Below are 24,721 nucleotides of genomic sequence, written 5' to 3' on the forward strand. Positions count from 1 at the left end.
ATTAATAATTAAGTTGGTTAAATTTAGGTGACTCTTGAACCAGCTTTGTTAATTGTCCTATACATAACGATTTCTTTTTTCGTGCATAGGCATACGTTACGCCTAAACTTTTTGCCACTTCCTCCATGGATTTTATTTTAAAGGTGGCTTTTATTAAATCTTTACATGCGGCCCCTAACTTTTGAAACATCTCATTAAACAAGGCTTGTTTCTCCTCAAATAATGCCGTTTCAAAAACAAGTTCTTGGGCGTCGTCATCTTTAGATAAAACCGCTTCATTAATTGTTACCTCTTTGTTATTCTTTTTTTTGAGCGTGTTTAACCATTTACGTTTACAGAGCAAGAAGAAATAAGCATCAAAGGGGCAAGTGAGTTGCAACCCTTTTTCTTTTGCTTGATTATAAATGGTAAAGATGGTCTCTTGAATAACGTCTTGAGCTTGATCAGCATCACCGCTATTCTGCTTTATATAATTAACCACTTTGGGTACAAACTTGTCATAAATAGCTTGAATGATAAAAGAGTTGTTTTGTAGTAAACCGTCAACATACTTTTGGTCTTCGTGGATCTTTTTTTCACTCATAAAAGCCTTAATTCCTGATTAGTTACTAACGAATTTAAAAAAAGTTCACCGATTAATGGTAACAATTTTTAAATGCTTTTGATATAAGGTTGTTAATGCCAACTTGGCAAAACAATTAAATAAATTATTAATCCAAAAATATTTAGAAATCATGAAAAAAATGATCACCCTCGTCCTTTTTGTACTCATTAGTACTCACGCCACATGGACCCATGCCCAAGGCCAATTAACCCCTGGGGTTCAAACCAGTAGTCTAACCGCTTCTATAAGCAGTTGGGTGCAGTCTACATCAGACAAGAATAAACAATTTTATGCCTCTGCCTATTGGGTGAGCGGTGTCGATTGTGGAAATTATTTGAAGGTTTACAACGGCACCTCATTTGCAGCGACGTCTCCCCAAGTACTTATTTCAACCTATCACGGTTTTACGAGAATTAGATTGGACCAAAACAATACCGTTTATGTATTGTATGTAGATCGCACCAGTGCAGGGAGTACGACTTTTAGAACGTATTTAAAAAAATACAACAGTTCTGGAGCTCAGCTGGGCCCTAGAATTGAAGTTGTAAACAACACCAAACCCTCAGACATTGAAATAGCGCCTAATGGTGATGTTCTTATTGGCTGTGTTGAAGGCACCAAAGCTAAAGTTAAAGTGTTTAGAAACTTACTTTATAAAGGCTTTTTGCCTTTAGATAATATTCCTAGCATAACAAACTCTAAACCTTTTTCTATTCAAATGGACATGAAAGACAGCAAGTTCGCCGTGGGCTATTCTCACGGAAGTATTACCGCTTCGCAATTACATATTAAGCGCTATACGTATTCGCCAGTTTTTATGCCTTTTTCTAACATTAATTTATCGAGCCTATATTCCAGCTATGCTACCTCAGGGCAACGTTTTGAATTTAATAATAATCAATTAGCCTTACGATCTAATTGGGAGGTGTTTTATAACGTGAATACCTCAACGTCCTACCCTTTTACAACTAAAGTGGTAAAACATTTAGTGGGTGGCACGAGCAGCAGCTTTCAACCTTCTGAAGGGTTAGTAGACGTAGATATCAATAACCGTTTATTAATAAGTAAGAATTACGGCAGTATTAATTACCCTAACTATAAGCTAAAACTATTCGATGCCTCTAATGCTTTAATACATGAATATGCGGTAAGCACGAAAATTGAAAATCACTTATCCAGTATTGCTATTTACGATTGTGAATTTATCATTACCGGAATTGATAGAAAACTAGGCGCCAATCCATTATTACATAGCTACCAAAGTTTCCACCAGGTGTTTAACTGTAAAGATTGCCGACCAAATATGGGGGCTACCGCAGTGGCCAAATTTAGATATCCTTACGCCGTAAATCAAGTACCATCAAAATATGGCCCATTAGACGTTACAGAATTATGTTTGGTTGATAATTTATTAGTTGATGGCGCATTGAGTAGTTGTGAGACTGGATATTTTGTTGGTCTTGCAGAATTCAACCCCATGACCTGGACCGACACCTTAGTATTGCACTCGGTTGGGTATACCCATTAACACAAGCTCCTAACAACATCAATATTGTGGATTTTTTACCCTCTCGGTTACCATTTAAGACCAGGGAAAATATATAGATTTCGTTTAGCTGTAGGTTCACCGTGGCATTCGGTTGATATTTTCTTTGAAGTAAGCTGTTGTAAACGTCGCATTATCATTCACCAAGAAGATCAAGAGGTTGAATTAGAGCTGCCTGTTACCAACCCTATAACACAAGAGGAGAGTACAGAAACAAAAGCGGACCGAGATAGTCGCCTACCCTAATCCTATAAATAATGAATTAACTCTAGATTTTTCAGCGTTTAAAAGCACTTCGGCTATTGCCTTACAAATAACAACCCAAAGTGGAACTCGTATATTTTCTAAAGAAATGACTACTAAAAAAACTACTATAAACACCAGTAAGTGGCCAACAGGGCTGTATATCTGTATTGCACAAATTGATGGAGAATCCTTCAGTAAAAAAATAATTAAAAAATAATTTCAAAATGGGGGGTAACAAAATGTTACCTCCATTTATATAAAAGTGAATAATAAAATATTAAACTTTTAAAACATAGAAACTATGAACTATTCAAAAAAAAATAACGCACACTTAAACACTAAGCATGGGGTGAGTAAAAATTTAAAACGTGTATTCGGCGCCCTATTATTAACCGCCATATTTTTTAGCTGTGAAACAAATGATGACACGGCTCCTATTGACACGGGAGAAGTGTTAAACTATAATGACATTCAAGGCTTTTTTGAAGCAAATGGCGTACAAGACCAAACCTTTTCAATAGATGCCTCAGCTGGAGGAAGTGTAACTGGTGAAGAGGGAACAGTAGTCATCTTTCCTCCCAATACTTTTGTAGACGGGAACAACACCCCAGTAACAGGAATGGTAGAGGTGGCGATTAAAGAAATTTTTAAACCAAGCCGGATGATCTTGTCTAATAAACCCACCAATGCTATTAACTTTTCTAGTGAAAATACGTTTCTTCTCTCTGAAGGTGAAACAGAAGTGAAAATTTCTAAAAACGGAAACCCTCTAGAAATAGCTAATGGCACTAATTATCAAATCGCAGTGCCTTCAGCAGGAGGTTTAGATCTAGATATACTTCCCTTTGCTGGAACAGTTTCAACTCAAGAAGGTATTGTATGGAATGCAACTAGTGATGTAGGTGCCAACGGAAACAATATGCAATATGTTTCTTCTCCAGCGTCTTATATTTATGATGTTTTTGAAACGGGCTGGTCTAATTGTGATAAGTTTTACAATTATCCCGGAACCAAAACGACGAATTACATCAATTTATCTAATAGTCCAAACCCATCAGAAACCGTGGTATTCTTGATTTTTGAAGAAAACAACCTTCCTGCTGTCGTAAAATTTAGCACACCATATACCAATGGGTTACAAAGTTATATCGACATGTTACCGGAAGGCTTAGCAGTCACCTATATCGCAATTACTTTACTAAACAATCAGCAATATCTAGCGGTAGAAGATCTAGTAATTGCTGATGACGAAGAATTGACCTTAAACTTTGAAGCGAAATCTACTCAAGAAATTCTAGAGGCTTTAAGCCTATTGGATTAAAAAAATATTAAAAACAGGGTAACAAAAACGTTGCCTTGTTTATATAAAGGTGTATAACAATTAAAACATAGAAATTATGAACTTTTCAAAAACAAATCACGAACACTTTAACGCTAAGAAAGACGTGAATAGAAATTTAAAACACGTATTCGGAGCCTTAATATTAAGCGCAGTATTATTCACAAGTTGTGAAACCAACGATGATTCAGACTTGGAAACCGTAAAAACAGTCGCTACTGCTCAGGAATTTTCAAACATTAAAGCACAAGCTTTAGAAAACCAAACACAAACTTTCCAGTTTGATGGCAATGATGGGAACGTCTCACTAATGTCAGACCACGGTGTACAAATCAACATAAACACCAACTGTTTATCATTAAACGGGAATGCAGTCACTGGAACCATTGATTTGGAGTATGTTGAATTATTTGAAAAAGGAAACATGTTAACCACAAACAAACCAACCATGGGGGTCTTACCTAATGGAGACAAAGCACTGTTATTATCTCGGTGGGGAGTTTCTTTTAGAAGCCACACAAAACGGCATCGCTATAGAAACAAATTGTGATATACAATTAGTAGTGCCGCACAGTTTAACTGGAGGAGCAGATGCAGCGATGACCCTTTGGGAAGGCACTATAGATGCCGAAGATAATTTAGATTGGGACCGAGTTGGTGATGCTACAGGACAAGGGGGAGTCTTTGTAGAAGGCGGTGCCTATTATGCTTTTTTAGGTCAATTTGGATGGTCTAATATTGACCGTTTTTATAACGATCCAAGACCAAAAACGTTAATAAAAGCACAAGCTCCAGTAGGTTACAATTTTACAAATAGTGCGATTTACTTGTCATACGACGGGGAAGACAGTGGTTTAGCTTCTTTAGACACTTACGATGGCACATTAAACTTATTTAGCGAACATTACGGACAAATTCCAATAGGCCTAGAATGTCATGTTATTTTCGCAACAGAAGACAATGGAATATGGAGATACGCTGTAAAGGCAGTAACTATTGTTGCCGATGACATCATTACTTTTGATTTTAGTGAAACAGCACTAGTTACCGAATCCGAATTTATAAACATCATTAATGCGCTACCATAATCATTAATGCCTACTTTAAAAAGTCGAAAACACCTAGTTTTCGACTTTTTTTTGAAAAAAATGTAAAAAACAGGTAACAAAGTAATGGTTGAGTTGATATAAGGGTGTAAACATTAAAGTTTAAGATTATGAAAACAACAGTTAACACAACAGCAATTCAAGAGCAACTTTTTTTCTTTGCCATTCGATTGGTCATTCTGTTAAGCCTATTAGCTTCCATTTCATAAATAACCTACATAACTAAAGCCGGAAATAGATTCCGGCTTTTAACCTATAAATTAGTCCAGTATTGCAAGATTTAAAATTATATCTCATTAACCCTTTTCAGTTTTTGTATATTTAAATGCTATTAATTCATTCAACCATGAAAACGTCCTTTATTACACTTTTATTCTTCAGCTTTTCCGTAATGCTATTGGCGCAGGAAAACATGATAAATGACACCCTTACACGAACGGCTACAATAACCTATAAGATTAAAGCCAATACTGTTGAATTTTCTGCTGTTACCCCGCCTTTAAATCAAATTGCAGGGGCCCCAAAAGCATTTTACAACCATTTTTGGGAATTTGGAGATGGTGATTATAGCAAAGAAGAAAAGCCTCTAAAAAAATACAAAAAAGAAGGCGAGTACGAAGTAAAGTATTGGGCGACCAATATGTATGACACAGGAAAACCACCAACCACAAGACCTGAAAAATTAAAAATTGATACGGTAGAGGGCACTTATAACGAAGAAGCCTCTATGACTGAAGATTTAACACTTATTAGAAACCGCGAACCCATGCCTAGCGAAGATATGGTGATTGTTATGAGTTATAAAAACAGTAAGACATATGCGACTAACGGAAAGCTACTGCTTTATTTTAATGAAGCAAAATATAAAGCCGATAATTTTGAGTTGGTCGATTCGAGAACCTATCATAATGAAAAAAACAGTCCTGTCGATGGTTTCGTCTTTTCTAAAGAAAAAAATGAGGACACGCGTTTTTATGCGTCCTCAGAAAGCAGCATTCAATATATAAAAGCAATCGTTTCTGACACTACCGAAAGAGAAGATCTAGAGTTAACCAAAGCAGAAGCAGAGACCACGTATAAAAACACGAAGGCTTTAGAGTTTAGTAACATGAAGCCCAATGAGGAACGTCATGTATTTTTTACTTTTAAAACGACTCCGTAAATGCTAAAAGACACCAGTGCCATTATTTCTGTAAGAAGTATTTACATCCCGAGATGATGCTTACAAGAGTCATAAAGTTAAGGATATGGAGATGGAAATTGTAACCTCACATGATCCCAATAAAATGTCTTCGAACGCTACCTTTTTAAATTACCGCCTCGTTCGTTTTAAACGTCCTAAATTCAAAATTAGATTTCAAAATAATGGAGAGGGCCCCGCGCGAACCATCCGTTTAGAAACAGACATTCCAAACATGTTTGATAAAACGACTATTCAAGTGGAAGACATGTACCCCAAATGCAAAATATGCCCCAAACAAGTCGTAAAATACAGTTGTTTGGATACCACATTTACAGAGACGCAAGCTATTTTCACTTTTAAAAACATCTATTTGCCTGGAAGTGAACAAAAAAACGTCAAAGATTACGACTCCACCAAAGGCTTTGTTAAATACAGTTTGAAGTTTGGTAAGGATTTTCATAAAATAAAAACGAAGTCTCGTACCGCTATTATTTTTGATAAAAATGACCCCATCATTACAAACTATTCTACCACGCGTTTTTTACCTGGTGTTTCTGTTGGCGTAAAAACGGGCTATAATGCATTTAGTGATTTAAAAAATTCTACTAGCTATTTTATAGGTGCCACCATTTCCCCTTATAAATCTTATAAATGGTACTGGCAAGCAGAGTTATTAAACAGTTTTCACCGCTATGAAAGTGAAAGTTCTGTAACAGAAGGACTCACCGATTCGCCCACCGGAGAACAGCAATTTGAGCGCATAACAACAAATAACAGCTATAAAATTATAGATTGGGAATTCCCAGTTTTAGCACGCTACAATATTAATAATTATCCGGGTATAGGTGCGGGATTACAAGGCATGGTGTCTCTTAGTGAAAAACGAACAGAACAGATCTTAATCGAGAACTTCGAAAACATAAACACGCAACCTGGAGCCCTCATTCTCGCAAACGACAGTTCTGAAGAAACCAGCGACTCATTTTCTAATTTTAGAAGCGGTTTTTTAGTGGAAGCTACAGCTGGATTTGCCCGTATTGGACCAAGTGTAGGCGCCCGTTATGTCTTCAGTTTTAAAGAACAATTTAATTACCTGCAATTGTACGCCCTATGGAAATTTTGAGTCCAGTGGTCTATTATGAATTCTTGGTTTGAAAAAGCTCCTGTTTGTATTTTGCACTATGAAAAAAAGCGGTATTATATTCCTGATATTATTGGCCTTCAGCCTTAGTGAAGCACAAGATTTAGAGCAGCAAATTATAATGGCTACAGACGTATTTGTAGAGCATTCTAATCCGGAAACATTACAGACATTAAACCAACAAATCGAGCGTTTCGAGCCTCAGCTATCCTCAAAAAATGAGTATTATGAATTCATTTACTTACTAGTTAATAAGGGGTATTACTTAAAACAAAACAATCAAATAACTCACGCGATTCAAGCTTATGAAAAAGCCTATGCTCTTTATAAAAAACATAGGGTTTTAGAGTTTGATATCGTTGAGTATTGCTTAATAGATTTGGGCATTCTCTACCATAGAACAAACAATTATACCAATGCTGAAAATAGTATTAAACAGTATCTTTTTATCGCTGAGAAAAACAACAACGTCTCACAACAAATTAAAGGCGCCAAAAATCTCGCGAATTTATATCAGAAATTAGGTAAACACAAATCTGCCATTGCCATTGTTGATAAAGCGCTCCATATTAAAAACTTAACATCAAGCAAACAACTGGAGTTACACCTCCTAAAAACACAAAGTGAAATAGCCCTTAATACACAAAACACTTTAGCAGATCACGCGATTCTTACTCAAAACGAAGCATCCGGTTTTACAAAACATCAAGCCGTCTATCTTTTATCTAAACAAAAGGGTGACTATACCGTGGCTTTAGCACATTTTAATGAGTTAAAGCATTATCAAAATAGCAGAAGCCAATCGATTGTAGACCTCGCTAAATTTAAATTCGAAGAAGCGCAACTTTATTATTTATTAGGGGACAAAAGCACCTGTGCTGAACACTTACAAACAGCCTTGAAAATTTTGATTCCTAAGATCAAGGTTCAAAATGGTTTACCACACAAAGACCTGCTTTTTGCTGAAAATACGTTTATTGACATTTTTGATCTGCTGGCTGAGCTACAAACCAATCCTGAGAATGCATTGGCATGCTATGACTTAAGTTTTTATGTTTCAGAATTATTAGACAAAAACATTACCGATCAACAAGGCAAGCTCATTAATTTAACTCAAAACAGGAATCGCAGCGAGCGTTGTATTTCTGCGTTATACGAACTATCAGGTTCCAGCGATAGTATAATACATATTGCCCGTGCTTTTGGTTTTTCAGAAAGACATAAAGCGGCCATATTAAAAGGCGTGATTAATAAAAAATCACTTTTAGAAAATCATCCTAAGGATGGCTTATTACTACGGCAGCAAGATCTTTTCAACACTCAAGATGCCTTACGTTTTAAATTAATAAAGATGCCCTATTCGCCGGAAACAGCATCCAAAATAAATAGTTTACGGGACAGTATAAATACCATTGCTGTGGCCTTGAAAACACTAAATACAGCTATAGAAAAGCGTTATCCAACAGTAATTAAAACAGCAAGTTTTAAATCTATTAGAGAAAAACTGAAGGAAGACAACGCGACTTTAGTGGAATATTTCTTCGGGAAAACAAACATCTATCAGTTTGTGATTTCAGAGTCAACAGCCAAACTAATAAAGATTGCATTAACCGATAAGAACAGAAAAAGCATTGCAAACTTCATTAACTATTTCAATACTGCTTCGGCCATAAATAATGATGTGCCCCAATACACTAAAGATGCCTTTGAACTGTATAAAATACTACAATTAAACCAAGTCAAGGATAAAAAGAACCTCATCATCATTCCGAGACGGCTTCTTAAATTTTATTCCTTTTGATGCTCTACTAACAGAAAAAACAAATGCCATTCAATTTAGGGATATGCCTTTTGTCGTAAAATCACATAATCTGGCTTATGGTTCTACTGTCGATTTGTATATAAAAACAGATCAACCAAGCCCAACACAAAACGCGTTAGGTGTCTTTCCCATATTTGAAAACTCGAATATGGAACTAAAACACTCTGTAACCGAAGCAAAAAGTTTAGAAAAGGAAATGGATGTCACTTTGTTAATGAATGAAAAAGCAACCAAACAGGCTTTTTTAGCAGAGGCTGAAAGCTTCGACATTATCCATTTATCTACTCACGCCAGTAGCGGAGATTTTATAGAGCCGGCCTATATAGAATTTAGAGATACAAAGCTATACTTAAACGAGTTGTATCCGCTACATTTAAAAGCAGATTTAGTGGTTTTAAGTGCTTGTGAAACCGGAGTTGGTGTCTCACAGCGGGGAGAAGGTGTTATGAGTGTCGCTCGTGGGTTTCAATATGCTGGTGCAAAAAACATCTTATTGTCTCTTTGGCAAATTAGTGATTATTCCACTTCACAATTAATGACTTTGTTTTACGAAAAATACGCGGATTGCACGTCGGCTTTTGAAGCCAATCATTTCTCAAAACTCGAGTACCTTAAAGATGCCTCTATTAAAAACACAAAAAAATCACCATACTTACGGAGTGCCTTTACATACCACGGCGCACTTATTAAGCCCAAAGAAAGTCCCTCAAATTTAATTTTTATTATAGGCGTTATCGCTGGATTTGCAGTACTTTTACTTGTGTTAAATATATTTAAATATGGAAAACGAACTTCAAGAGCTTCTACTGAATCACTCGTATAAAAAAGTAAAATTAAAGCTCACCAAAACAAATCATTTTGAAGTTAAGGCTACTTTAAACGGAGTAAAGGGTTTGTTTATTTTAGATACAGGCGCCTCAAGTAGCTGCATTGGTTTTGCAGATACTAATGTCTTTAATTTAAAAGTAAAAGACTCTGAAATTAAAGCCGCTGGAGCTGGAGCAACAAATATGCTTACCCAAGTTTCTAACAGCAATACACTTAAAATTGGGAGCTGGAAAATAAAAAAATTAAAGCTGGTATTATTCGATTTAGTTCATGTCAACACGGCGTTAACTGCTCATAAGGCGAAACCTGTTCATGGCATCATTGGTGCCGATGTTCTCAAAAAAGGAAAAGCGATTATAGACTACGATAAAAAATATCTCTATTTAAAACCTTTATAATAGCCCAATTTTATTATTTTTATATGCGTATTAATCTATTCCAACCCTCATGAAACCCAGCATCGTAATAGCAGATGATCATCCCTTAATGTTAAGAGGGCTTAGTGATTTTATTGAATCTAAGGGTTATAGTATCCTTGGCCGTGCAGAAGATGGACAAGCGGCATATAATCTTATTGTAAAGCACAAACCGAGACATTGCTATTCTAGATATTAGAATGCCTTATCTAACGGGTCTTGATGTCGCAGAACACTGCCAAAAGAATGCTTTAGAAACTAAAATTATTTTAATCACCTTTGATAATGAAGAGGCGCTTTTTGATAAAGCCAAAGCTTTTAATGTTTATGGTTATATTTTAAAAGAATTTGCCATTGAAGAAATTGAACATTGTATTGAACATGTAAAACGTGGTGAGCCCTATTTTAGTGAGGAAATTGCTTCTTATTTAAATTCTAAAATCAAATATACCAATTCGGGTTTGGCCGAAGTATTAACTAAAACAGAAATGAAAGTTGTACAGCTTTTGGCTGACAGTAACACCAATACAGATCTTGCAGAAATTTTAAATAGTTCTGTTAGAACCATAGAAAAACACAGGAGTAACATTGTAAAGAAGCTACAGTTGGAAAAATCGCATAACGCTCTGGTGCTTTGGGCAACCTTAAATAAAGAGTCTTTGAAAAATACGTAATTCAACGTATTTTTTAATTTTAAAATTGATTTTATCTTTACAGTGCTATTAATCATTTACGACAGAGATCTCAAGCTCCATATTATTAAGGGATAATATGGAGCTTCTCTTTTAATACCATACCGTTCTTTAGAATTAAAAACAGGTAATTCTACGTGATTTAAAACTTAAAATTCACTTTACCTTTACAGTGCTATTAATTACTATAGAGAATGTAGCTCTTTATTATTAAGGGATGATAGGGAGCTTCTCTATTTTTAAGACACTCCAACTCTTAAAAAATACGTAATTCAACGTATTTTTTAATTTCAAAATTCACTTTATCTTTACAGTGCTATTAATCAATTACCTCAGAGAATTAGGCTCCACATTAATTAAGGGATAATGTGGAGCCTCTCTATTTTAAAAACGGCACTATTTTTAAAGAAATATACGTATTTCCACGTATTTCATAATTCACAAATGTAGTTTACCTTTACCCCGCTATTAATTGATTCCTAGGGAGAACTATTAAAAAACTCTATGTTGTAATAGCTTAGAATTTCAGCTTAAACCAAAAAACATGGAAGAAACAACACAAAACAGAACGTTTATTATTGGCATTATTATAGTCGCAGTCATTGTGATTTCAATTAACATTATTGCCGCTTTTTTTTAGAAGAAAAAAGGGCCTTAAATAAAAAAAGCGCAACTTGATAAGTTGCGCTAGTATTTATGATCGTTAGAAAAAACTTAAAGTTCTAAGGCTCTTTTTACATCATTATCCATTAGCAGTTCTGTTGGGTTTTCTAAGGCCTCTTTAACAGCGACTAGGAAACCAACACTTTCTTTACCATCGATTATTCTGTGATCGTATGATAGTGCAACATACATAATTGGTCTTATTTCCACATGGCCGTCTATGGCAACCGGACGTTCAACAATATTATGCATTCCTAAAATCCCACTCTGAGGCGGATTGATAATAGGGGTCGATAACATGGATCCAAAAACACCTCCATTAGAAATGGTAAATGTTCCTCCCGTCATTTCATCTACAGTTATTTGTCCATCACGGGCTCTTATGGCTAAACGTTTTACTTCTGCTTCAACCCCTCTAAAAGATAGGTTTTCAGCATTTCTAATTACTGGCACCATTAATCCTTTGGGTCCGAGACACAGCAATACTAACGTCTACAAAATCATAAGATAACATTTCCTTTCCATCAATCATTGAGTTGACTGCAGGATACATTTTTAGAGCACGAACTACGGCTAATGTAAAGAAAGACATGAAACCTAATCCCACACCGTGTTTAGATTTAAAGGTCTCTTTATACTCATTTCTTAATGCAAAAATGGGCGACATATCCACTTCGTTAAATGTCGTTAACATCGCCGTCGTGTTTTTAGCTTCTACCAAACGTTCCGCTACTTTACGACGTAACATAGACATTTTACTTCTTGAAGTACTACGCGTTCCTCCTGTTGGAGTCCCCATAGAAGGCACTGCATTTACAGCATCGTCCTTAGTAATACGTCCATCTTTTCCAGTACCGGAAACAGCAGCAGCATCCATGCCTTTTTCAGCTAAAATCTTTTTAGCTGCAGGGCTTGCTACACCGAAGCGTAAGTCCCTTTTGCTGGATTTGGTGCTTTTTCATGATTTTGGGTATTAGGAACTGCCTTTTGGTCTTTTGCTAAGTCTTCTTCTACATCCTCATTACTCCCTTCATCACCACCTTCATAAGTAGAGGTTTCAGGGGCTTTAGCTGCGGTATCTATTAAGCACACCACTTGCCCAACGGCAACAGCATCGCCTTCTTCGGCTTTAAGGGTAATGGTTCCACTGGCTTCCGCTGGTAACTCTAAAGTTGCCTTGTCACTATCAACCTCTGCAATGGCTTGATCTTTTTCTACATAATCTCCATCTTGTACTAACCATTCTGCAATTTCAACTTCTGTAATAGACTCGCCTGGTGAAGGCACTTTCATTTCTAAAATCATCGTAATATAATTTTATTGTGTTGTTATTTATTTTCAGGATATCCTTTAGAATCCGCTTATTTTATACTTTTTAATTTAATAGAAAAAGACCTCTTTTTAAGAAGTTAAAATACAGCTATAAGTGCTTCCTTCTTTTTAACTGTCTATCTCTATTACGCTTATCGTTGGTTATTTTTCGATTTATCAAACACGTAATCTATCACTTCCTGATGCCTCTTTTTAGATCGTGTCGAACTTCCTGCTGCTGGTGCCCCATAAGGACGTCTTGAAGCTGCCCTAAAGGTTTTTGCTTCGTCTAAATGCATTAACATGTGACTATAAGCCCCCATGTTCCTTGGTTCTTCTTGAGCCCAAACGATGTCGTCTGCTTTATTATATTTTTTAATAGCCTTACGTATTTCTTCCGCAGGTAAGGGGAACAATTGTTCTATTCTTACTAAAGCGACATCCTCACGTTTTAATTCTTCACGCTTCTCATCAAGGTCATAATAGAATTTCCCAGTAAGAAACACTAATGTTTTTACTTTGCTTGCCGTTACCTGATCGTCGTCAATAAGTGTCTTAAAACTTCCGTTTGAAAATTCTTCTACAGTAGACACGCATTTTGGATGACGCAATAAACTCTTTGGAGTAAATACAATTAATGGTTTTCTAAAGTTAGATTTCATTTGTCGTCTTAACAAATGAAACATATTGGCCGGCGTGGTACAATCTGTAACGTACATGTTATCTTTTGCACATAATTGTAAATACCGTTCCATTCTTGCCGAAGAATGCTCTGCACCTTGGCCTTCATAACCATGAGGCAACAACATGACCAAGCCATTTTGGGTTTTCCATTTGTCTTCTCCTGCAGAAATGTATTGATCCAACATGATTTGTGCTCCATTACTAAAATCTCCAAATTGTGCTTCCCAAATCACTAATGTTTTCGGACTTGCCATCGCGTAGCCGTAATCGAAACCAACCACGCCATATTCTGAAAGTAAAGAGTTGTAGATATAGAAATCACCTTGCGAAGCATTCAAATGATTTAAAAGCAATATTTCTTCTTCACTATCTTCTACTTTAACCACGGCATGCCTGTGTGAAAATGTGCCACGTTCTACATCTTGACCGAGAAATACGCACATCATATCCTTCATCTAATAAGGTCCCATAGGCTAAGTGTTCAGCCATGGACCAATCTAATCGGTTTTCATCAAACATCGTTTGACGGTCATTGATGAGACGCTCTATTTTACGAATAAATTTCTTTCCTTTGGGAAGGTTTGAAATCACTTTAGTAATTTCGGTTAATTTCTTTTTAGAAGTTGTGGTATCCACCGCTTTCATCATCTCAAATTCATCAACACGTGTAAAATCTTTCCATGCCGATTCCATAAATGCGGTGATGACCGTTTTGTCTTCTTTCCTGGAATCTTCTAATTTCTCTTCTAATGTATCTTTGTATTCTCTTTCTAGTTCCTTAACATGCCCTTTTCCAATAATACCCTCAGCTAAAAGCTTTTGAGCATATAAATCTCTAGGATTGGCGTGTTTCGCGATAGCTTTATACAGTTTCGGTTGCGTAAAACGCGGTTCATCACCTTCGTTATGACCATATTTTCTATACCCTAACATGTCGATAAATACATCACGTTTAAATTGCATTCTAAAATCTAAAGCAAATAACGTAGCATGTACCACAGCTTCAGCATCATCTGCATTAACATGCAGTACTGGTGACAAGGTTACTTTACCAACATCTGTACAATACGTGCTTGAGCGCGCATCTAGATAGTTGGTTGTAAAACCTACTTGATTATTTACCACAATGTGAATGGTACCATTGGTTTTATAACCATCAAGTTGTGCCATTTGTACCAGTTCATAAACAATACCTTGACCTGCAATAGCCGCATCTCCATGAACTATAATGGGTAAAACTTTACTAAAATTATCACTATATTCTTTATCCTGTTTTGCTCTTACAATACCTTCTACAACAGCTCCAACAGTTTCTAAGTGGGATGGGTTAGGTGCAATACTTAATTTAATGGCTTTTCCGGATGCTGTTTTACGTTCGCTGGTCCAACCCAAATGGTACTTGACATCGCCATCGAAAACTTCTTCTTCATAATCTTTACCGTCAAATTCACTAAAAATATCCTTAGCCGATTTTCCAAAGATATTTGTTAGCGTACTCAAACGTCCTCTGTGTGCCATTCCCATGACAAATTCTTGTACACCAAACTCTGCGGCTTTCTCAATCATCGCATCTAAAGCAGGAATTAAAGCCTCTCCGCCTTCAAGAGAAAAACGTTTTTGACCCACATACTTTGTGTGTAAAAAACTTTCAAAAGACACGGCTTCGTTTAGTTTTTTAAGAATGTATTTTTTCTGTTCTGAAGAAAAATTAGGTTGATTATCATTGATATTCAGCTTATCTTGAATCCATTGTATTTCTTCAGGCTTACGAATATACATGTACTCCACCCCAATAGATTTACAATAGATGTTTTCTAAATGAGTGATAATCTCTTTAAGCGTTTGCTTACCAATGCCTATAATTTCACCAGCATTAAAGGTAGTCCCTAAATCTTGCTCAGTTAAACCAAAGTTCTCAATCGCTAAAGTTGGTGCGTATTTACGACGGTCACGAACAGGATTCGTTTGTGTAAATAAGTGCCCGCGATTTCTATAGCCATCTATTAGCTTGACGACCTGAAATTCTTTCTGTACTTGGCCAGGGATTTGCGTAGAATCATATTCTACTACTTCACCATCCACTCCATAACTCTCGCTGCCAAAATCATAACCTTGAAAAAAGGCTCTCCAACTTGGCTCTACAGAATCTGGATTTGTTTGGTATTGTTCATATAAATCAGCAAAGTATGCTGTATGTGCTGCGTTTAAAAAGGAATATTTATCCATTATTTTCTTTAAGACGTGTTCGCTTCAACAAAATTTCATCAAAAATACAACATTATCTAAAATTAGAGATGCTTTTATTATATTTATAACACTCTTAACTTCACTAAATATAAGATTATGAAAGATAGACCAACCAAAGTCTTAAAAAATATTCTTTTCTCAGTATTTACGTTAATTTTTATCACGCTTGCACATTCACAAGGTGATTCCTCTAAAGCAGAAAATAATTTTTGGCAACAGGTAAGGTTTGGTGGCGGCATTGGATTAAGCATAGGAAACGCTGTTTTTAGTGCGACGCTTGCTCCCAGTGCGGTTTACGATTTTAATCGACAATTCTCATTGGGTGTTGGGCTAAATGGAACTTATTATCGTCAAAAAAATGCTTTTAAGTCTACAATATTAGGGGGTAGTGTTATTAGTTTATTTAACCCCATTCAGGAGATTCAGTTATCAGGTGAATTTGAACAAAATCACGTCAGCCAAAACTTTGATGCTGTGGCTTTCCAAGATGATTCGTACTGGGTTCCCGCTTTGTTTGTTGGTATGGGTTACCGCGTACAACAAGCCACCATTGGTCTACGCTATGATGTATTATATGATAATGACAAAAGTGTTTACGCAACACCTTGGGCGCCATTTATTAGGGTCTATTTTTAGTACTCCTCGGGATCCCCAATGACATAAGGACTTATTGTTGAGAATATTTGTTTCTAAACCATACTTTTTGCCATTCCCTTCTTAATATTAAAAAGGCCACCTGAGCAGAAAGCGCAACAGTATCATCTCCAGCTAATGCTTTAATGGCAGGTTCAGGAACATCGATGATATAGAGTAAATTGAGGTATTCGCGAAATTTGTGTTGTAGGAGCTTATATACTGTTTCATGCAAAACTAATTTTAATTGTGAAGGTGGAATTTCGACCTCAAAATCTAAATCAATATTAGCATATAAAAAATCTTTATTAAGTTGAAAGATTAGTTTTTTATACAAGTCTAAAGTCTCAGCTTCTTCTATTAAATCTTCAAAAGTAGTTGGTAATGTCATGGTTTTTATTCGCACAATTTAAACCTTACGCGTCATTAATGTGTTACCAAATTGTTGTAAAAGCATTTTCTTTTCATTAGAAATACTCAAAGTTTCTAAAACAGAAAACGCTTTACTCGTGTAATTTTCTATTTCTTTTTTTGTGGTTTCGGCAGAACCACTGGATATAAAAAAGGCTTTTACGGTATTAATTTTCTCGTCGTTATCCTTTAAATTGACACTATATAATTGTTGTAATTGTTTGCTCTCTGAAACACTTAAAAATGCAACCGCTTTTAAATATAAATACGTTTTTTTGTTTTCAATAATGTCGCCTCCTACTTGTTTCCCAAACGTTTCGGGTCCCCAAAAGCGTCTAAATAGTCGTCTTGCAACTGGAAAGCAATACCTAACAACCTTCCAAACTCGTAAATACTATTTTGATCTCTTTCTGAAGCGCTAGCGACTATTGCTCCCATCTTCATTGCAGCCCCAACTAACACGGCTGTTTTATATTCGATCATTTTAAGATATTCAGGGATAGTAACATCGTCACGCACTTCGAAATCCACATCGTATTGTTGCCCTTCACAAACCTCCAAAGCTGTCTTACTAAATAGTTTTGCTAAAGCCTGAAACTTCTGTGGTTCATAATTTTCAAATAACTGATACGCCATAATCAACATAGCGTCTCCCGATAAAATACCCGTATTTACATCCCACTTTTCGTGAACTGTTTGCTTTCCGCGTCGTATAGGAGCAGCATCCATAATATCATCATGAACCAACGAAAAATTGTGAAACACTTCAATACTCAAAGCGGCATCTAAAGCCTTTTTATAATCACAATCAAAAATTTCGGCAGACATTAAGGTAAGGACTGGTCGCAAACGTTTACCTCCTAATTTTAGGATATAATTTACAGGTTCGTATAGGTTTTTAGGCTCTCCGGTTTTTGTAAATGAGTCTAAATACGCTATTAATTCGTTTTGGTAGTTTTCAGTTGTTTGCATCCCGCAAAAATAATGTAAAATCCTAAATTAATAGAAGTGAAAGTTATTCTAATGTTAAGAAATTATTAAAACTTAGGAAACTTTTAATGTTTTTAAAGTTTCCTTATGTATCTTTGCACTCATTATGATAAAAGATCAAATTATAAACAAAGCGAGCGACCTCTTTTTAAATCTAGGATTTAAGAGTGTGACCATGGATGATATCGCCAATGAAATGGGCATGAGTAAAAAAACGATTTATGTTCATTTTGAAAATAAAACCAAATTAGTGGAAGCTGTCGCTTTTAATCTTTTTGATGTGATCTGCACTGGTATTGACGGCATTTGTGACACTTCGCCTAACCCTATTGAGGAATTATATGACATTAAGATGTATGTGATGCATCATTTAAAAAACGAAAAAACCTCGCCTCAATTTCAGCTTAAAAAATATTATCCTGAAATACATGAAGTATTAAAATTCAAACAGTTTGAAAAGATGCACGAATCTGTGCATGAGAGCCTCGTAAAAGGTGTTGAGACCGGTGTTTTTCGCCCTAACATAGATATCGATTTTATTTCGAGAATGTATTTCACGGGTATGACCGGAATTAAAGACAGCATGTTTTTTCCACCCGAAACCTATACCATGGAGTATTTAATGGAGAGCTATTTAGAATACCATTTGCGAGCCATAGTGACAGAAAAAGGATTCAATATATTAAATAATTTTATTACAAAAACCCACCAATAAACTATATGAAACACGTTCATATTCTATTATTTTTATTCGCATTTTCTCTTGGATTTTCTCAAGAAGAAAAAACCAGCTTCACACTACAGGAAGCTATTGATTATGCCTTAGAAAATAACCGTACCGCACAAAATGCAGCTTTGGATATTGAAGCCGCTAAACAACAAAAATGGGAAACGACCGCTACTGGATTACCCCAAATTAGTGCTAATGTTGACTACCAAAATTTCCTAAAACAACAGGTTCAAGTGATACCAGCAGAATTTTTTGGTGGTAATCCTGGGGAATTTGCAGAGGTCACTTTCGGCACCAAACAAAGTGTTACTGCTTTTGCTACTTTAAATCAAAAATTATTTGATGGGTCTTATTTAGTAGGCTTACAATCTGCAAAAGTGTTTCGGAAATTTCTAAAAACGCCAAATTAAAGACCGATCTCGAAATTAGAAAAGCCGTCATTGACGCCTATGGCAATGTATTATTAGCCGAGGAAAGTACTAATATTTTAGAACGTAATATTAGTGTCTTAGAAAAAAACCTTTTTGAAACCACAAAAATTTACGAAAATGGTCTAGGTGAAGAAGAGAGTGTTGAGCAACTAAAAATCACTTTGTCTCGGAATAGAAAGTAATTTAAATAATACGAATAGGTTAAAAACTTTAGCCTACCAAATGCTCAATATTGTGCTTGGCCTGGATGTTAATAACCCTTTGATTTTGACTGATAACTTAGAGACCCTAACTGTTCAAAACATGTCCTTACGTTTATTAGAAATGGATGCAAATCCTAAAAACACGATTGATTATCAAATCGCAGAAAATGATACCGAAGCGAAGGCCTTGATGGTGAAACTTGAAAAAAGCAAAGCATTACCCACACTTAACGCTTTTTTAAACGGGGGCTATTCTGCATTTAGTGATGCATTTACATTTACTAACAGTAATCAAGATTGGTTTGGCTCCTCTCTGTTTGGCGTTAACTTGAGTATCCCAATATTTAGTTCAGGGATGCGAAGTGCTGCAACCCAACGTGCTCAAATTAATTTAGATAAATCAAATACAGATTTGATTGAAATTGAACAAAAAATCAAACTTCAAATTGCTAAAGCAAAAAGCGATTACCAATTTGCCATTGAAGATTATGACAATAAAAGAGACAATCTAGCATTGGCAGAACGGATAGAACAAAAGAACCGAGACGAAATTTTTCGAAGGGATTTCATCAAGTTTTGAACTGAGACAAGCACAAACCCAATTGTACCAAGCTCAAAATGAATTATTACAAACCATGCTTGACGTTATAACCAAAAAGGCCGCATTAGAAACCGTTTTAAATGAAGTACCAAAATATTAATCAATCCGGAAAATACATTACAATGAAAAACATATATGCCATTTTAATTCTCACTTTATTATTAACGGCTTGCGGTGGAGACAATACCAATAAAACCCTTGATATTGCCTCTGCAACAGATGTTAATGCCGTAAAAGCAGAACGTGACAAACTCATTGCACAACAACAAGAAATTAGTGCAAAATTAAAAACCATCGATATGAGGATCGATGCGCTAACGCCTGAAAAAAAACTACCACTAATAACAACGTTTACAGCGAAATCTGAAAAATTCGAACATTTTTTAGAACTTCAAGGTAATGTTGCCACAAAACAAAATTTAGTTATTACTCCGAGAGATGGGTGGTATTTTAAGAAGTGTTCTTGTTAAAGAAGGGCAACACGTTTCCGGAGGGCAATTATTAGCGCGCATTGACGATGGGGGCATGAGCCAACAAATCGCGCAATTTCAAATTCAAGCAGACTTGGCAAAAACAACTTACGAACGTCAAAAACGTCTTTGGGATCAAAAAATTGGTAGTGAAATTCAATACCTACAAGCCAAATCGGCTTATGAAGGTCAAGTAGAAGCCGTGAATCAATTAAAAAGTCAGTTAGCAAAAACATCCGTTCGCGCACCATTCTCTGGTGTTATTGATGATATCATTACAGAACAAGGGAGTGTTGTTGCTCCAGGACAAACGCCTTTATTGCGTATTGTAAATTTAAATGATATGTATATTTCAGTTGATGTCCCGAGAGCGTTATGTTTCAGACGTCACCAAGAATAAAGATGTAGAGGTTAATTTTCCTGTTTTAGGAGAAACTTTAAATTCTAAAGTACGTCAAACCGGGAATTTTATCAATCCAGCAAACCGGACGTTTAATATTGAAATTGCCGTACCTAATAAAAAAGGGACCATTAAACCCAACTTAACAGCCAAGCTAAAGATTAACGATTATACTAATGAAAAGGCACTACTAGTCCCACAAAACATCATTTCAGAAAACGCTGAAGGAGAGCAATACATCTATGTGTTAAAACAAAAAGAAGGGGATACCGCGATTGCTGAAAAAGTGATTATTGAAACGGGAAAAACACAAGGGGATGTTATTGAAGTCTTGAAAGGCATCGAAGACAATGCTGAAATTATTAAAGAAGGCGCACGAAGTGTGAAGGATGGTCAGAAGGTCCAAATTATTAATCAAAATACGGAGGCATAATGGCAAAGCATAAAAAGAAAAAAAATGTAGATAAGGAGTTCATCCTCTCTTCATGGGCTATAAAAAATAAAACGACCATGTATATGGCGATGGCGCTCATTCTCTTCTTAGGGGTTTCAGCGTATTTTAGTATGCCTCGTGAGAGTTTTCCTGAGATTAAGGAAACCAAAATCTATGTGAGCTCTCTATTCCCAGGAAACACGGCTGAAGATATTGAAAAATTAATTACAGATCCCTTAGAAGACAAGCTAAAAACTGTGAGTAATGTTGTTGAAATTACCTCAACATCGCAGGAAGATTATTCTATGGTGATTGTGGAATTTGACGAAAACATCTCTGTAGAACAAGCGAAGCAAAAAGTAAAAGATGAAATAGATTCTGAAACTTCGGAGAAGACTGGCCAACATTTAACGGTGCCAAAGTAGAGCCCAATGTTTTTGAATTGAGTATGAGTGAAGAAATACCCATATTAAACATCAATATTTACTGGTGATTATCCAGTAGCCAAACTCAAGGAATTTGGGGAGTATCTTCAAGATGAAATTGAAGATTTAGATGAAATAAAAAAAGTAGACATCCGTGGGGCTCAAGAAAAAGAAGTTGAAATTGCAGTAGACACTTATAAAATGATGGCCTCAAAAGTAAATTTTGATGACGTTATTGGGGCTGTAGGCAATGGCAACATGACGATGTCTGCAGGTAATTTAAAAACCAGTGGACAACGCCGAACGATACGCATTATTGGTGAAATAGAGAAGCCGTCTGATTTAAATGACTTCGTTGTAAAAGTTGAAAACAACAATCCCATTTATTTAAAAGATGTAGCTACTGTGACCTTTAAAGAAAAAGACAGGACCACTTTCGCTAGAGAATTTGGAGATCGTGTGGTCATGTTGGATGTTAAAAAACGTGCCGGCAAGAACATGGTTGCAGCCGCAGAACAAATAGAAGCGATTGTAGCGAACGCTAAAACAGATGTTTTTCCATCTAACTTACGCGTAACAATCGCTAATGATCAATCCTCTAAAACCATTGGGCAGGTGGATGATCTTGTAAACAACATCATTTTTGGTATTATACTCGTGGTTACGGTTTTAATGTTCTTTTTAGGCTTTAAAAACGCCTTATTTGTTGGCTTTGCTATACCCATGTCTATGTTTATGTCATTAATGATACTAAGCTACTTAGGCTATACCATGAATACGATGATTCTATTTGGATTAATAATGGGGCTTGGTATGCTTGTAGATAATGGTATTGTTGTAGTCGAGAACGTGTACCGATTAATGGAAGACGAAGGGATGACTCGCGTTGAAGCGGCTAAAAAAGGGATTGGGGAAATTGCATTTCCTATTATCATCTCGACAGCTACTACAGTAGCGGCCTTTATTCCGCTAGGATTATGGCCTGGTGTGATGGGTGAATTCATGGTCTATTTCCCAATCACACTATCTGTTGTTTTAGGCTCTTCTTTAATCGTGGCTATATTCTTTAACTCCGTTTTGGTCTCTCAATTCATGACCATTGAAGATAAAGAAATGCCCATAAATAAAATAATTAGAATTTCGGCTATTATAGGAGGCATCGGTTTGCTCATTTTATTGTTTGGAGGAACCTATAGAGCTTTAGGTTCTGTCATGATCTTTACAGCTATCATGCTTTGGGTATACCGCTTGGTTTTAAGAGGTATGGCCAATCGTTTTCAAAACAAAACCTTAGTAAGACTTGAAAATTGGTATGAAGGTAAAATATCAACCGCTTTAAAAGGAAAGCGTCCAGCGATTATTTCTATTCTAACTTTTGTTTTACTTATTGGAGCCTTTATGGCGTTTGGAGTTTCTGTAGCGTCTCAACGCACAAAAATCGAATTCTTCCCGAGAGAATAAACCCAATCAAATTATTGTTTACATTGAATATCCTCAAGGCACAGATATTGACCGAACCAATGCCATTACTAAAGAGATAGAAGAAAAAGTATATAAGATGCTTAATGCTCCGAATACGTGCAGGATGGCGAAAACGTACTCGTAGAAAGTGCGGTTTCCCAAGTGGGTGAAGGGGCAGGGAACCCACAAACGGATGGTGGTTCTGCTGCCGAAATGCCACATAAAGGAAAAATCACGGTTTCCATGCGTGAGTACAAATATCGGGATGGTGCAGACAGCCAGGAGTTACTAAAAAAAGTACAAGAGTCATTGGTAGGTATTTATCCTGGCGTTTTAATTTCAGTAGAAAAAGATGCCAATGGACCACCTGCAGGTGCACCAATTAATATTGAATTGGAAGGCGATGATTACAATGCCCTTATCAATACTGCAGAACTGATGCGGGAATTCATCAATTCTAAAAATATTGAGGCCATCGATGAATTAAAAATAGATGTGAATAAAGACAAACCGGCCATGCAGGTGGTCGTAGATCGTGAGAAAGCAGGAGAATTGGGTGTCAGCTCAGGACAGGTTGGACAACAATTACGTAATTCTATTTTTGGTGCTAAAGCAGGTATTTTCAAAGAAGATGGTGAAGATTATGATATCTACGTGCGATTTAATGAAGCCAATCGTTACAATACAAGTGCGATTTTCAACGAGAAAATAATTTTTAGAGACATGGCTTCACGGTCAAATTAGAGAGATTCCAATTTCTACAGTCGCCAAGCAAAAAAACAGTTCCGGTTTTAGTGCGATTAAACATCGCGATACAAAACGAGTGGTAACGGTTTATTCGGCTCTAGCTCCAGGCTTTACAGATGCTGCCGCAGCGGTGGGACAGATTAGAGAAGAAATGAAAAACTTCAACAATCTACCAGAGAATATTAGCATTGATTATACTGGTCAAATCGAAGAGCAAAACAAACAAATGGCCTTTTTAATGGGCGCCTTTTTCACCGGTTTAGGTTTGATTTTCTTAATCTTGATTTTCCAATTCAATTCTATTTCAAAACCAGCCATCATTATGATTGCCATCTTCCTAAGTTTAATAGGCGTGTTTGGTGGTATTGTTATTTCAGGATCGCCTTTTGTTATTATGATGACCATGATGGGTATTATCTCTCTCGCTGGTATTGTAGTAAATAACGGTGTGGTATTACTGGATTATGCACAATTGTTAATTGACAGAAAGAAAAATGAGTTAGATTTAGAAGATCACGAATACTTAAGTAAAGACGATTTATTAGCCGCTATTATTTTAGCAGGCAAAGCTCGTTTACGCCCCGTATTACTTACAGCTATTACCACTATTCTAGGTTTAATCCCCTTAGCTATAGGTTTAAATATTGATTTCTTTTCATTGTTTAGTGAGTTCAATCCTAAAATATATTTTGGGGGCGATAACGTGATTTTTTGGGGACCACTAGCTTGGACTGTAATCTATGGTTTATTCATAGCAACCTTTTTAACACTAATTGTGGTGCCCATATTATTCTATATATCTATGCGCATAAAAATGTGGATTAGAAGAAAGACGTCTTCTGAAGAAACAAAAGAAGTCTTTACCTATCAAGAGCAAAAAGAGCCACTCGAAACCAGTACGCCTTTAGTTTTAGATAAATAGTCTAAAATGATTCACCAAAATCCGAAGTCTTTACTT

At 36.1% G+C, this 24,721-nt stretch carries 20 protein-coding genes and 6 pseudogenes; 21 read left to right on the forward strand and 5 right to left on the reverse strand.

The window, feature by feature from the left end:
- Position 1: 1 nt before the first annotated feature.
- On the reverse strand, positions 2 to 583 hold the full coding sequence (locus tag N7U66_RS10670) for an RNA polymerase sigma factor (RefSeq protein ID WP_267678466.1): 582 nt from the start codon (positions 581 to 583) through the stop codon (positions 2 to 4).
- Between the two features lie 103 nt (positions 584 to 686).
- On the opposite strand from N7U66_RS10670, the gene N7U66_RS10675 reads away from it, so the two are divergent.
- The 12 genes and pseudogenes from N7U66_RS10675 to N7U66_RS10725 all read left to right on the forward strand — a co-directional run bounded on the left by N7U66_RS10675 (position 687) and on the right by N7U66_RS10725 (position 10,905).
- Positions 687 to 2,132: a hypothetical protein gene (locus N7U66_RS10675; RefSeq protein ID WP_267678467.1), complete on the forward strand. Its 1,446-nt coding sequence runs from the start codon at positions 687 to 689 to the stop codon at positions 2,130 to 2,132.
- A 24-nt stretch (positions 2,133 to 2,156) separates the two neighbouring features.
- Positions 2,157 to 2,396, forward strand: coding sequence for a hypothetical protein (locus N7U66_RS10680; protein WP_267678468.1), 240 nt, complete (start codon positions 2,157 to 2,159; stop codon positions 2,394 to 2,396).
- Between the two features lie 4 nt (positions 2,397 to 2,400).
- Positions 2,401 to 2,613 (forward strand): T9SS type A sorting domain-containing protein, encoded by a 213-nt coding sequence (locus N7U66_RS22565; protein ID WP_390886653.1) that lies wholly within the window; start codon positions 2,401 to 2,403, stop codon positions 2,611 to 2,613.
- A gap of 84 nt (positions 2,614 to 2,697) precedes the next feature.
- Entirely contained in the window at positions 2,698 to 3,717 is a 1,020-nt protein-coding gene (locus N7U66_RS10685; RefSeq protein ID WP_267678469.1) for a hypothetical protein, read from the forward strand.
- A 76-nt stretch (positions 3,718 to 3,793) separates the two neighbouring features.
- The gene (locus N7U66_RS21755) at positions 3,794 to 4,285 is read left to right on the forward strand and encodes a hypothetical protein (protein WP_313791514.1); all 492 of its coding nucleotides are present in this window, start codon (positions 3,794 to 3,796) and stop codon (positions 4,283 to 4,285) included.
- Positions 4,200 to 4,823 carry a hypothetical protein gene (locus N7U66_RS21760; RefSeq protein ID WP_313791515.1) on the forward strand — a complete coding sequence of 208 codons (624 nt, stop codon included), beginning with the start codon at positions 4,200 to 4,202 and terminating at the stop codon, positions 4,821 to 4,823. The genes N7U66_RS21755 and N7U66_RS21760 overlap by 86 nt, the downstream gene beginning before the upstream one ends.
- A 364-nt stretch (positions 4,824 to 5,187) precedes the next feature.
- Positions 5,188 to 7,147 (forward strand): annotated as a pseudogene (locus N7U66_RS22815) (DUF7849 domain-containing protein).
- Between the two features lie 91 nt (positions 7,148 to 7,238).
- The gene (locus N7U66_RS10705) at positions 7,239 to 8,966 is read left to right on the forward strand and encodes a tetratricopeptide repeat protein (protein WP_267678472.1); all 1,728 of its coding nucleotides are present in this window, start codon (positions 7,239 to 7,241) and stop codon (positions 8,964 to 8,966) included.
- 28 nt (positions 8,967 to 8,994) lie between these two features.
- Positions 8,995 to 9,810: a CHAT domain-containing protein gene (locus N7U66_RS10710; RefSeq protein ID WP_267678510.1), complete on the forward strand. Its 816-nt coding sequence runs from the start codon at positions 8,995 to 8,997 to the stop codon at positions 9,808 to 9,810.
- On the forward strand, positions 9,767 to 10,213 hold the full coding sequence (locus N7U66_RS10715; RefSeq protein WP_267678473.1) for a retropepsin-like aspartic protease: 447 nt from the start codon (positions 9,767 to 9,769) through the stop codon (positions 10,211 to 10,213). The genes N7U66_RS10710 and N7U66_RS10715 overlap by 44 nt, the downstream gene beginning before the upstream one ends.
- A 49-nt stretch (positions 10,214 to 10,262) precedes the next feature.
- Positions 10,263 to 10,430, forward strand: a complete 168-nt coding sequence (locus N7U66_RS10720; protein ID WP_267678474.1) for a response regulator — start codon at positions 10,263 to 10,265, stop codon at positions 10,428 to 10,430.
- A gap of 1 nt (position 10,431) precedes the next feature.
- Positions 10,432 to 10,905, forward strand: coding sequence for a LuxR C-terminal-related transcriptional regulator (locus N7U66_RS10725; protein WP_267678475.1), 474 nt, complete (start codon positions 10,432 to 10,434; stop codon positions 10,903 to 10,905).
- A gap of 732 nt (positions 10,906 to 11,637) precedes the next feature.
- Here N7U66_RS10725 and odhB read toward each other — a convergent pair.
- Together odhB and N7U66_RS10735 are read right to left on the reverse strand one after the other, a co-directional pair.
- Positions 11,638 to 12,891: pseudogene (gene odhB / locus N7U66_RS10730) on the reverse strand (2-oxoglutarate dehydrogenase complex dihydrolipoyllysine-residue succinyltransferase).
- 158 nt (positions 12,892 to 13,049) lie between these two features.
- Positions 13,050 to 15,807, reverse strand: a pseudogene (locus tag N7U66_RS10735) (2-oxoglutarate dehydrogenase E1 component).
- Positions 15,808 to 15,924: 117 nt separating this feature from the next.
- On the opposite strand from N7U66_RS10735, the gene N7U66_RS10740 reads away from it, so the two are divergent.
- Positions 15,925 to 16,464 (forward strand): alpha-ketoglutarate decarboxylase, encoded by a 540-nt coding sequence (locus N7U66_RS10740; RefSeq protein WP_267678476.1) that lies wholly within the window; start codon positions 15,925 to 15,927, stop codon positions 16,462 to 16,464.
- Between the two features lie 31 nt (positions 16,465 to 16,495).
- Here the strand turns inward: N7U66_RS10740 and N7U66_RS10745 are convergent, their stop codons facing one another.
- Positions 16,496 to 16,852 carry a hypothetical protein gene (locus tag N7U66_RS10745; protein ID WP_267678477.1) on the reverse strand — a complete coding sequence of 119 codons (357 nt, stop codon included), beginning with the start codon at positions 16,850 to 16,852 and terminating at the stop codon, positions 16,496 to 16,498.
- Positions 16,853 to 16,870: 18 nt separating this feature from the next.
- Positions 16,871 to 17,844 (reverse strand): annotated as a pseudogene (locus N7U66_RS10750) (polyprenyl synthetase family protein).
- Between the two features lie 127 nt (positions 17,845 to 17,971).
- Between N7U66_RS10750 and N7U66_RS10755 the strand changes: the two are divergent.
- The 8 genes and pseudogenes from N7U66_RS10755 (at position 17,972) to N7U66_RS10780 (ending at position 24,685) form a co-directional block, all read left to right on the forward strand.
- The gene (locus N7U66_RS10755; RefSeq protein ID WP_267678511.1) at positions 17,972 to 18,577 is read left to right on the forward strand and encodes a TetR/AcrR family transcriptional regulator; all 606 of its coding nucleotides are present in this window, start codon (positions 17,972 to 17,974) and stop codon (positions 18,575 to 18,577) included.
- A 5-nt stretch (positions 18,578 to 18,582) separates the two neighbouring features.
- A pseudogene (locus N7U66_RS10760) lies at positions 18,583 to 19,927 on the forward strand (TolC family protein).
- A complete protein-coding gene (locus tag N7U66_RS21765) occupies positions 19,908 to 20,297 on the forward strand; it encodes a hypothetical protein (RefSeq protein WP_313791165.1) in 390 nt (129 codons plus the stop codon). Before N7U66_RS10760 ends, N7U66_RS21765 begins: the two are co-directional and overlap by 20 nt.
- Positions 20,266 to 20,697, forward strand: coding sequence for an efflux RND transporter periplasmic adaptor subunit (locus N7U66_RS21770; RefSeq protein ID WP_313791166.1), 432 nt, complete (start codon positions 20,266 to 20,268; stop codon positions 20,695 to 20,697). Before N7U66_RS21765 ends, N7U66_RS21770 begins: the two co-directional genes overlap by 32 nt.
- Positions 20,654 to 21,130, forward strand: a complete 477-nt coding sequence (locus N7U66_RS21775) for an efflux RND transporter periplasmic adaptor subunit (RefSeq protein WP_313791167.1) — start codon at positions 20,654 to 20,656, stop codon at positions 21,128 to 21,130. Before N7U66_RS21770 ends, N7U66_RS21775 begins: the two co-directional genes overlap by 44 nt.
- Positions 21,131 to 21,219: 89 nt before the next feature.
- Positions 21,220 to 23,016, forward strand: a pseudogene (locus N7U66_RS10770) (efflux RND transporter permease subunit).
- A gap of 117 nt (positions 23,017 to 23,133) precedes the next feature.
- Positions 23,134 to 23,760 (forward strand): efflux RND transporter permease subunit, encoded by a 627-nt coding sequence (locus N7U66_RS10775; RefSeq protein ID WP_267675337.1) that lies wholly within the window; start codon positions 23,134 to 23,136, stop codon positions 23,758 to 23,760.
- A 55-nt stretch (positions 23,761 to 23,815) separates the two neighbouring features.
- Positions 23,816 to 24,685 (forward strand): efflux RND transporter permease subunit, encoded by an 870-nt coding sequence (locus N7U66_RS10780; RefSeq protein WP_267678513.1) that lies wholly within the window; start codon positions 23,816 to 23,818, stop codon positions 24,683 to 24,685.
- Positions 24,686 to 24,721 lie beyond the last annotated feature (36 nt).

Origin of the sequence: Lacinutrix neustonica (genome assembly GCF_026625145.1) — a bacterium.
Taxonomy (GTDB): Bacteria; Bacteroidota; Bacteroidia; order Flavobacteriales; family Flavobacteriaceae; genus Lacinutrix; species Lacinutrix neustonica.